Genomic DNA, 8,213 nt, shown 5'->3' with positions numbered 1-8,213 from the left:
CGCCGCGCTGCCCCTGCTCGACCGCCCGGGCGCTCCGGACTGGGTCGTCGTGCTCGCCGCCGATCTCGTCGCCCCCGCTCCCGCCGTGCACACCCTGCTCGAGGGCGCGTCGAACGCCGTCGAGGCCTCCCTCCTGGCGGTCGACGCGAGCGGCCGAGCCCAGCAGCTCCTCGGCGTGCACCGGCGAGCGGCCCTCGTCGAAGCGCTCACCGCGCTCGGCGATCCCGACGGCGCCTCGGTGCGCGCCCTCCTCCGGGTCCTTCCCCCGCGGCTCGTGACGGTGCCCGGAGGGACGACCGACGACGTCGACGCGCCCGCCGACGCGCACCGGCACGGGATCGACCTGCCGGTCCCGCGCGGCGCAGACTGAGCGGATGGACGACACGACCGGCCCCCGCCCCTCCGCCTCCGACGGCGCCCGCCCCACCGAGGAGGTGCTCGCCGGCTGGTGGGCCGAGCTGTGCTCCGCGCTCGGCCTCGGCGAGGTCCCGGTGGACCCGGACGCCCTGCTCGCCCTCGCCGGTCGCGCAGCGCACGGAGTGGTCCGGCCGGCGGCTCCGCTGACCACGTTCCTCGCGGGCTACGCGGCGGGCCTGGCCGGGGGCGGACGGGACGCGCTCGACGCGGCGCTCGCGGCCTCGCACCGGGCGGTGGACGAGCGTCCGCACGCCTCCTGAGACGCTACTCCACCGGCCTCGATCCGGCACCAGGTCGACGCCGTACGGTTCCCCCGAGTCCCGGCGCCGCGGCTCGGACCGAGAGCGGCGCAGGACTCCCGCGGCCGACTGCGCCGCGGTCGTCCATCTGAAGGAGCCCCGCATGTCAGGCAACAGAGCCGTCGCCTACAAGTCCCCCGGAGTCGTCGAGGTCATCGACATCGACTACCCCACCTTCGAGCTGAAGGACGGACCCGGCGTCAATCCGGCGAACATCGGGCGGAAGCTGCCGCACGGCGCCATCCTCCGCACCGTCTCCACCAACATCTGCGGCTCGGACCAGCACATGGTCCGCGGCCGCACCACCGCTCCGTCGGACCTCGTGCTCGGCCACGAGATCACCGGCGAGGTCGTGGAGGTCGGCCCCGACGTCGAGTTCGTCAAGGTCGGCGACATCGTGTCCGTGCCGTTCAACATCTCCTGCGGCCGCTGCCGCAACTGCAAGGAGCGCAAGACCGGCATCTGCCTCAACGTGAATCCGGACCGCCCGGGCAGCGCGTACGGCTACGTCGACATGGGCGGCTGGGTCGGCGGGCAGGCCGAGTACGTGATGGTCCCCTACGCCGACTGGAACCTCCTGGTGTTCCCGGACCGCGATCAGGCGCTCGAGAAGATCCTCGATCTGACGATGCTCTCGGACATCTTCCCGACGGGCTTCCACGGCGCGGTGACCGCCGGGGTCGGCGTCGGCTCCACGGTCTACGTCGCAGGAGCGGGACCGGTCGGACTCGCCGCGGCGGTCGGAGCGCAGCTGCTCGGAGCGGCCGTCGTGATCGTCGCGGACCTCAACGAGGAGCGTCTGGCGCAGGCGCGCTCCTTCGGCTGCGAGACGGTCGACGTCTCGAAGGGCGATCCGGCCGGCCAGATCGAGCAGATCCTCGGCGTGCCCGAGGTCGACTGCGGAGTGGACGCCGTCGGCTTCGAGGCGCACGGCAACGGCGCCGACTCGGGGAAGGAGGCGCCGGCGACGGTGCTGAACTCGCTGATGTCGATCACCGCGGCGGGCGGCGCCCTCGGCATCCCGGGCCTCTACGTCACGGGCGACCCGGGCGGAGTCGACGAGGCGGCCCAGGAGGGCTCGCTGTCGATCCGCCTCGGGCTCGGCTGGGCGAAGTCGCTGTCCTTCACCACGGGCCAGTGCCCGGTCATGAAGTACAACCGGCAGCTGATGATGGCGATCCTGCACGACCGGGTCCACATCGCCGACGCGGTCCAGGCCACCGCGATCAGCCTGGACGACGCTCCCCGCGGCTACGCCGACTTCGACAAGGGCGCCGCGAAGAAGTTCGTGCTGAACCCGAACGGCTACCTGGGATGACCGACGGGGCGGGTCCTGCCCAGGGCCCGCCCCGAGCCCCGGGAGAATGGACGGGATGAGCGCGCACGGGCACGAGGCGACCGACTGGGACGAGGCCAGGCGGATCGTCGGCGAAGCGGTGGCGCGCTCCGGCGTCTCGACCGTCCCCCTCCTCGACGCCCGCGGGGCCGTCCTCGACCGCGCCGTCACCGCCGCCCGGCCGCTCCCCCACTACGACTCCTCCGCCATGGACGGCTGGGCCGTGCGCGGACCCGGGCCCTGGCCGCTCGAGGACGGCACCGCCGCTCCGATCGTCACCGGAGCCGCCGTCCCCGACTGGAGCGACGCGGTGCTGCCGTCCGAGCAGGGCGCGGTCCGCGACGACCTACTCACGGCGCGGGCGCCCCTCCCGCCCGGCCGGCACGTCCGGCGCGCGGGCGACGAGGCCGCCCGCGGAGCCGTGCTGGTCGATGCCCGGACCCGCCTCACTCCCGCGCACCTCGCCCTGCTCGCGGTCGCCGGGGTCGACGCGCTCGACGTCCGCCCGCCCGCCGCGGTCGACCTGCTCCTCACGGGGGACGAGGTCGACACCGAGGGGATGCCGCCCGCCGGACGGGTGCGCGACGCGTTCACGCCGCTGCTGCCCGCGCTGGTCGAGCTCTCGGGCGGAGCCGTGGGAGAGGTCGTGCGCCGCGGCGACGACGAGGAGGCGATCGCACGGACGCTGCTGGCGGGCACGGCGCCGATCCTCCTCACGACGGGCGGGACCGGGCGCTCCCGGGTGGACGCGGTCCGTCGCGCCCTCGATGCGGTGGGCGCGCGCGTCCTCGTCGACGGCGTCGGCATGCGCCCCGGCCACCCGACCATGGCTGCGCTGCTGCCGGGCGGGACGCTGGTGATCGCGCTGCCGGGCAATCCGCTCGCCGCCCTGCTCGCGGCGCTCTCCTTCCTGCCGCCGGCCCTCGACGCGGCGTCGGGCGCCGCTGCCCGACCTCTCGGCCGGGGCGTCCTCGCCGAGCCGCTCGGGCGCGCGGGGACCACGGTGCTCGTGCCCGTCTCCTCCGGCGAGGACGGCTGGCGGGCCTCCGCCGGCATCCGCTCGCACATGCTCACCGGTCTCGCCGCCTCGGAGGCCGTGGCCGTCGTGCCCGCACCGGGAGCGGCAGCGGGCGACTCGGTGCGCCTGCTGCCGCTGCCCTGGTGAGGCCTACGCCGCCGGTTCGAGGCGGATCACGACCGACTTCGAGGTCGGCGTGTTGCTGATCTTCGCGGTCGAGTCCAGCGGCACGAGGACGTTCGTCTCGGGGTAGTAGGCGGCCGCGCAGCCGCGGGGCGTGTCGTACGCCACGACGCGGAACGCCTCCGCCCGCCGCTCGACGCCGTCGGGCCACTCCGAGACCAGGTCGACCATCGCGCCGTCCGCGAAGCCCAGCTCGGCGACGTCGTCGGCGTGGACGAACACCACCCGGCGGCCGTTGTGGATCCCGCGGTAGCGGTCGTCCTTGCCGTAGATCGTGGTGTTGAACTGGTCGTGCGAGCGCAGCGTCTGCAGCAGCAGCCTGCCCTCCGGAACCCGCGGGTACTCGAGCGGATTCGCGGTGAAGCGGGCCAGGCCGGAGGGGGTGTCGAAGCGGCGCGAGTCGCGCGGCGGGTGCGGGAGGACGAAGCCGCCGGGCACGTCGATCCGGGCCTCGAACCCGTCGAAGCCGGGGACGACGTTGGCGATGTGCGAGCGGATGCGGCGGTAGTCGTCGCGCAGTCCCGCCCAGTCGACCCGGGGGACGTTCTCGCGGCCCTCGAGCAGCCGCTCCGCGATCCCCGTGAGGATCGCCACCTCCGAGCGCAGGCCCGGGCTCGGCGGGCGCAGGCGGCCCCGGGAGGCGTGCACGGCGCTCATCGAGTCCTCGACCGTGACCCGCTGCTCGCCCGAGCGCTGCACGTCGGAGTCGGTGCGGCCGAGGGTCGGCAGGATCAGCGCGCGCCGGCCGGTGACCACGTGCGAGCGGTTGAGCTTGGTCGAGACGTGCACGGTGAGGGCGAGCGAGCGCATCGCCGCCTCCGTCACTCCGCTGTCGGGCGTCGCCCGGGCGAAGTTGCCGCCGAGCCCCATGAACACGCGGGCCTTCCCGTCGCGCATCGCCCGGATCGCGGCGACCGTGTCCGTCCCGTGCACGCGCGGGGAGGAGAAGGAGAACTCGCGGTCGAGCGCGTCGTGGAAGGAGTCCGGCATCCGCTCGAAGATGCCCATCGTGCGGTCGCCCTGCACGTTCGAGTGGCCGCGCACCGGGCAGACGCCCGCGCCGGGCTTGCCGATGTTGCCGGTGAGCAGGAGCACGTTGACGACGTCCTTGAGCGTCGCGACCGAGTGCGCGTGCTGCGTGAGGCCCATCGCCCAGCAGACGACGGTGCCCTCGGACGCCGCGATCAGCTCGGCGACGGTGCGGATGCGCGTCTCGTCGATCCCGCTCGCCCGCTCGATCTCGTCCCACTGGACCTCCCGCAGCCCGTGGAGGTACTCGGCGAGGCCGCCGGTGCTCTCGCGGATGAAGGCGTGGTCGAAGACGTCGCCGCGCGCCTCCTCCGCCTCGAGCAGCGCCTTGCCCAGACCCTGGAACAGGGCCTGGTCGCCGCCCAGCCGGACCTGGAGGAAGTGGTCGGCGAGGGCCGTGCCGTCGCCCAGGGTGCCGCGGACGGTCTGCGGGTTCTGGAAGCGGAGCAGCCCCGCCTCCGGCAGCGGATTCACGGCCACGATGGTGCCGCCGGCGCGCTTGGCGCGCTCCAGCGCGGTCAGCATCCGCGGGTGGTTCGTTCCGGGGTTCTGGCCGGCGACGATGATCAGCGGAGCCCGCTCCACGTCGCGCAGGCTCACCGAGCCCTTGCCGATCCCGATCGTCTCGGTGAGGGCGGATCCGCTGGACTCGTGGCACATGTTCGAGCAGTCGGGCAGGTTGTTCGTACCGAAGCCGCGGACCATCAGCTGGTAGACGAAGGCCGACTCGTTCGAGGTCCGGCCGGACGTGTAGAAGATCGCCTCGTCAGGGCTCGCGCAGGCGCGCAGCTCCTCCGCCACGAGGTCGAGCGCCTCGTCCCAGCCCACGGGCCGGTAGTGCGTCGCGCCCTCCTCGAGCAGCATCGGCTCCGTGAGCCGGCCCTGCTGGCCGAGCGCGAAGTCGTCCCACTCCTCCAGCTCCGCGACGGGGTGCGCGGCGAAGAAGGCCGATGTGACGGTGCGGAGCGTGGCCTCCTCGGCGACCGCCTTCGCTCCGTTCTCGCAGAACTCGGCGACGTGGCGCTTGTCGCCCTCCGGCCAGGCGCAGCCCGGGCAGTCGAATCCGGTCTTCTGGTTCACCCGCAGGAGCGTCTCGGCGCTGCGCACCGGGCCCATCTGCTTGAGCGAGATCTCGAGGGCGTGGGCGACGCCGGGGATCCCGACGGCGCGTCTCTTCGGCGACCGGACGGAGAGGCGGCTCTCGTCGATCGGACTCTCGCGGGGCTCGGCGTCATCGACCATTCCTGCATCGTACGTCCGCACCCCGGCATCGCTCCCGGTTCCCGGTGGGAGGATGACCTCCACCGCCTGAGGAGACCCATGAGCCGCAGTGTCGCCCGCACCCGCCTGACCGCCGTCCGCGCCGGCGATCCGCCCCGACGCCGCGAGGACGTCCTGGCCGTCGAGGAGCCGCTCGAGATCCGCGTCGGCGGACAGCGCTTCAGCGTGACCATGCGCACGCCCGGCGACGACTTCGACCTCGTCGCGGGATTCCTGGTGTCCGAGGGGGTGCTCACCGAGTCGGAGCAGCTGGCGGCGATGCGCTACTGCGCGAGCGGCTCCGGTCCGGGCGAGAACACGTACAACGTGGTCGACGCGAGCGTCCGCGGCGGGCGGGAGGCCGTGCTGCTCGAGCGCGAGCGGTCGGTCTACACGACGAGCTCGTGCGGAGTGTGCGGGCTCGCGTCGCTCGAGGCGGTCGCCACCGACTCGGCGTGGAGCGTCGCGGAGGACGACCTGCGGGTCGAGCGGGAGCTGCTGGTCTCGCTCCCCGATCGGCTCCGCGAGGCGCAGGCGGTGTTCGAGCGGACGGGCGGCGTCCACGCGGCCGGGCTGTTCGACGCGGACGGCTCGCTGCTGGTGCTCCGGGAGGACGTCGGGCGGCACAACGCCGTGGACAAGGTGGTCGGCTGGGGGCTCCGGGAGGGGCGGCTGCCGTTGCGGGGGACGCTGCTGCAGGTGTCGGGGCGCGCCTCGTTCGAGCTGGTGCAGAAGGCCGTGATGGCCGGCATCCCCCTGCTCGCCGCGGTCGGTGCCCCGTCGTCGCTGGCGGTGGACCTGGCTCGCGACTCCGGCCTCACCCTGATCGGCTTCAGCCGCGGCTCCGGCTTCAACCTCTACGCGGGCGACGCGCGCCTGCTGCCCTGAGCCGGGGCTCCTCGGCCGGCTCCTGCGGATGGAGCAGCCTGCACAGCGGGCGCATCGAGATCCCCCTCGTACTCGGTGGCTCTCGCCACGCCGCGTCCCGCGGCTACTCGACCAGCGAGGGTCGCCGCGTGTTCGGCAGAGGGCCGCGACCCGGAATCGCGTGCGAGCGATTCAGGGCAGCCCGACAAGACCCGCTCTGCGCAACGCAGGCCCACGAGAAGCCGACCGCGGTCGTGCAGCGGGCCACCGCTGCACGACGAGCGAGCACCGCCGCGTGCCAGCGATTCAGGGCAGCCCGACGTACCCGGCTCTGCGCGATGCAGGCCCACGAGAAGCCGACCGCGGTCGCGCAGCGGGCCACCGCTGCACGACGAGCGAGCACCGCCGCGTGCCAGCGATTCAGGACAGCCCGACAGGAGCCGCTCCACGGGAGCCGCCACCCCCGGAAGCCGACCGCGAGTCGTGTCGCGGCTCCGCCGCTACACGACCGACAAGCTCTGCCGGGCGATCTCCAGCTCCTCGTTCGTGGGGATCACGAGGACGGCGACGCGGGAGTCGTCGGTGGAGATGCGGCGGGCGCCGCGGTCGGAGGACGTGTTGCGCTCGGGGTCGAGCTCGATGCCCAGGCCCTCGAGGCCGCGGAGGGCGCCGGCTCGGACGGCGGCGACGTTCTCGCCGACTCCGGCCGTGAACACCACGGCGTCGACGCGGCCCAGCTGGGCGTAGAAGGCCCCGATGTAGTGGCGGAGGCGGTGGTAGTAGACCTCGAGCCCGGCGCGGGCCTGCTCGTCGCCGGCCTCGGCCGCCTCCTGGACGTCGCGCATGTCGCCGCGACCCGTGAGGCCGAGGAGGCCGCTTCGGCGGTTGAGGAGGGTGTCGAGCTCGTCGATCGAGAGGCCCGCCTTGCGGGCGAGGTGGAAGACGACGGCCGGGTCGAGGTCGCCGGAGCGGGTGCCCATCACCAGGCCCTCGAGAGGGGTCATGCCCATCGAGGTCTCGACGGAGACGCCGCCGTCGACCGCGCAGGCGGACGCTCCGTTGCCCAGGTGCAGGACGATCGTCTTCAGGTCGGAGCGGCGGCGGCCGAGATAGGCGGCGGCGGCCTCCGAGACGAACTTGTGCGAGGTGCCGTGGAAGCCGTAGCGGCGGACGCGGTGCTTCTCGGCGAGCTCGGCGGGCAGCGCGTAGGTCGACGCCTCGGCCGGGATCGTGTGGTGGAAGGCGGTGTCGAAGACGGCGACGTGCGGGACGTCCGGGAAGGCCTTCTGCGCCGCCTCGATGCCCTCGAGGTTGGCGGGGTTGTGCAGCGGGGCGAGGTCGGCGAGGTCCTCGATGTTGATCTTGACCAGGTCGGTGACGACGGTGGGCTCGAAGAAGCGCTTGCCGCCGTGCACGACGCGGTGGCCCACGGCGACGGGAGGGAACTCGTCGAGGCTCGGGCCGTGCTCGCCGAACGCGCGGATCATCGCGTCGAAGCCGGCGGTATGGTCGGGGATCGGCCCCTCGATCTCGAACGACTCCCCGTCGCGGGTGTGCTTCGTGCGGCCGGTGTCCTCGCCGATCCGCTCGACGAGGCCGCTGGCGAGCGTCTCCTCGGTGGTCATCTCGATGAGCTGGTACTTGAACGACGACGATCCGCTGTTGACGACGAGGACGACGGACATGAGGGGACTCCTGGGGTGATCGGGGTCGGGACGCCGCGCTCGTTCATGACCGTCACGATCGCCTCGCCGATGGGGAGCGCCTGGAGGACCTCACCGAGGTCGTAGTCGCTCTCGGGGTA

Annotated in this window: 6 protein-coding genes and 1 pseudogene; 5 read left to right on the top strand and 2 right to left on the bottom strand. The window is 73.5% G+C overall.

The genetic code is table 11. The features are described 5' to 3' along the window. The 4 genes and pseudogenes from C5C36_RS17810 to C5C36_RS17040 all read left to right on the top strand — a co-directional run. Positions 1–370, top strand: a pseudogene (locus C5C36_RS17810) (hypothetical protein); the annotation flags it as partial. Positions 371–374: 4 nt separating this feature from the next. Then, the gene (locus C5C36_RS17050) at positions 375–677 is read left to right on the top strand and encodes a DUF6457 domain-containing protein (protein ID WP_219812223.1); all 303 of its coding nucleotides are present in this window, start codon (positions 375–377) and stop codon (positions 675–677) included. A 142-nt stretch (positions 678–819) separates the two neighbouring features. Then, positions 820–2,034, top strand: a complete 1,215-nt coding sequence (fdhA, locus tag C5C36_RS17045; RefSeq protein ID WP_104310104.1) for a formaldehyde dehydrogenase, glutathione-independent — start codon at positions 820–822, stop codon at positions 2,032–2,034. A gap of 55 nt (positions 2,035–2,089) precedes the next feature. Beyond that, positions 2,090–3,217: a molybdopterin molybdotransferase MoeA gene (locus tag C5C36_RS17040; RefSeq protein ID WP_181133852.1), complete on the top strand. Its 1,128-nt coding sequence runs from the start codon at positions 2,090–2,092 to the stop codon at positions 3,215–3,217. Positions 3,218–3,220: 3 nt separating this feature from the next. Here C5C36_RS17040 and C5C36_RS17035 read toward each other — a convergent pair whose 3' ends face one another. Beyond that, complete coding sequence (locus C5C36_RS17035) at positions 3,221–5,524, bottom strand: FdhF/YdeP family oxidoreductase (protein ID WP_104310102.1); 2,304 nt, start codon at positions 5,522–5,524, stop codon at positions 3,221–3,223. Between the two features lie 78 nt (positions 5,525–5,602). Between C5C36_RS17035 and fdhD the strand changes: the two genes are divergently transcribed. Then, positions 5,603–6,430 carry a formate dehydrogenase accessory sulfurtransferase FdhD gene (fdhD, locus tag C5C36_RS17030; protein WP_104256674.1) on the top strand — a complete coding sequence of 276 codons (828 nt, stop codon included), beginning with the start codon at positions 5,603–5,605 and terminating at the stop codon, positions 6,428–6,430. Positions 6,431–6,909: 479 nt separating this feature from the next. Here fdhD and C5C36_RS17025 read toward each other — a convergent pair whose 3' ends face one another. Further along, positions 6,910–8,094, bottom strand: coding sequence for an acetate/propionate family kinase (locus C5C36_RS17025; protein WP_104227458.1), 1,185 nt, complete (start codon positions 8,092–8,094; stop codon positions 6,910–6,912). Positions 8,095–8,213 lie beyond the last annotated feature (119 nt).

The sequence above is a fragment of the Rathayibacter sp. AY1G1 genome, from assembly GCF_002932095.1.
Taxonomy (GTDB): Bacteria; Actinomycetota; Actinomycetes; order Actinomycetales; family Microbacteriaceae; genus Rathayibacter.
Note: the sequence above shows the minus strand (reverse complement) of the source record. Positions and strands in the feature narration are given on the sequence as shown.

What these genes read in the sequence shown, in the direction of transcription:
- C5C36_RS17050 (WP_219812223.1), top strand. Translation starts at nt 375, where the DNA reads ATGGACGACACGACCGGCCCCCGCCCCTCCGCCTCCGACGGCGCCCGC.
- fdhA (WP_104310104.1), top strand. Translation starts at nt 820, where the DNA reads ATGTCAGGCAACAGAGCCGTCGCCTACAAGTCCCCCGGAGTCGTCGAG.
- C5C36_RS17040 (WP_181133852.1), top strand. Translation starts at nt 2,090, where the DNA reads ATGAGCGCGCACGGGCACGAGGCGACCGACTGGGACGAGGCCAGGCGG.
- C5C36_RS17035 (WP_104310102.1), bottom strand. Translation starts at nt 5,524, where the DNA reads ATGGTCGATGACGCCGAGCCCCGCGAGAGTCCGATCGACGAGAGCCGC.
- fdhD (WP_104256674.1), top strand. Translation starts at nt 5,603, where the DNA reads ATGAGCCGCAGTGTCGCCCGCACCCGCCTGACCGCCGTCCGCGCCGGC.
- C5C36_RS17025 (WP_104227458.1), bottom strand. Translation starts at nt 8,094, where the DNA reads ATGTCCGTCGTCCTCGTCGTCAACAGCGGATCGTCGTCGTTCAAGTAC.